Source organism: Neisseria sp. Marseille-Q1983 (assembly GCF_018224585.1).
GTDB lineage: Bacteria > Pseudomonadota > Gammaproteobacteria > Burkholderiales > Neisseriaceae > Neisseria > Neisseria polysaccharea.
The window spans coordinates 34,928-36,399 of record NZ_JAGTUI010000009.1; the positions used below are offsets into that span (position 1 = coordinate 34,928).

The window sequence follows — 1,472 nt, forward strand, 5'->3', positions numbered from 1 at the left end:
GAACGCGGCGAACCGCGCGGAGCCCGCAAGAAAACGGTTAACAAGGAAGAGGCGGGTTTGGGCGACTGCATCAACTGTGCGATGTGCGTCCAAGTCTGCCCTGTCGGCATCGATATCCGCAACGGACTGCAATACCAATGTATCGGCTGCGCCGCCTGTATCGACGCGTGCGATGAGATTATGGACAAAATGGGCTATCCGCGCGGATTAATCCGTTATACGACCGAAAGCGCGCTGGAACACGAATATGCCGAAAAAGACATTAAAAAACGGTTGCTCAGACCGCGCGTGGCAGGTTATGGCGCGGTGTTGGCAGTGGTTATCGCCGCCTTCCTGGTCGGTTTGTCCACGCGCAAAATGGTCGAAGTCGATATTTTGAAAGACCGTGGCGTAATGGTGCGCGAAAACGCCAAAGGCTGGCTGGAAAACGCATATAGCCTGCGTATTATCAACAACAGTGAAAAAGAACAGCTGATTACCGCAAGTGTCAAAGGATTTGACGAAATAGCCCTGACTGGGCTGCCTGAAGGCGGTATCAAGGTTGCCCCGCGCGAAACAGTAACCCTTCCCGTCCAAGTGTCCACCATTCCGGAATACGCGGACAAAGGCAGTCATCCTATCGAGTTTATCTTCCAATACCGCGAAAGCGGTGCATCAGACGGCAAGCCGGTTGTTTTGGAAGAAGACGCAACCTTTATCGGAGAATAACCGTGTCTCAAAACAATCCAATCAAGCCTTGGTACAAACACGTCTGGCCGTGGGTCTTGATGGCGGGGCCGATTTTTGTCGTCATCGCCAGCGTCGCCATGTTTTTTGTCGCACAGCAGCATGCGACAGATTTGGTTACGGACGATTATTATAAAGACGGCAAGCATATCGACATCCAGCTTCATCGGGATGAAGAAGCCGTCAGACGGCATATCGGGGTGCAGGTTCTCATTTCCCCCGATATGAATGCGGCAAAAGTGTTCGTCAGCGGCGAATTTGACGGAAATCAACCGTTGAAGCTGCTGTTGATGCATCCGACCCGCAAGGCGGACGATCAAACCGTAAACCTTAAGCCTGTCGGTAGTGCGCAGAACGGCAGGGCGGAATATGAGGCGGTGTTCAAAACCCTTCCGCCGACCAACCACTGGTATGTGCGCGTGGAGGACGCGGCAGGCGTGTGGCGCGTCGAGAACAAATGGATTACCAGCCAAGGCAATGCGGTCGATTTGACCCCGATGGACAAACTTTTCAATAATGCCGGAAGCAAATAAAAAAGCCGTGTTTTCATTGCATTGGTTTGTTATATGCAATGTCGGGCAGGCATTGTTTGATTATTCGGCGTGATGGTCTGATTTATCGGACGAAAATAAATGTATCTCTTTTAACACCCATTCCGAAACGCAGCCTGAAAAATGCCGTCTGAACAGCTTCAGACGGCATTTATGTTGTATGCCTGACACAATGCAGAAGGCGTTTTGTTCACA

2 protein-coding genes are annotated in these 1,472 nt (G+C 51.4%); both read left to right on the forward strand.

Translation table 11 applies throughout. From position 1 onward, the window contains the following. A partial coding sequence (locus KEM39_RS03365; protein ID WP_300989826.1) for a 4Fe-4S dicluster domain-containing protein occupies positions 1 to 708 on the forward strand: 708 nt, incomplete at its 5' end. 2 nt (positions 709 to 710) lie between these two features. Next, positions 711 to 1,259, forward strand: coding sequence for a FixH family protein (locus KEM39_RS03370; protein ID WP_107863110.1), 549 nt, complete (start codon positions 711 to 713; stop codon positions 1,257 to 1,259). Positions 1,260 to 1,472: the final 213 nt, after the last annotated feature.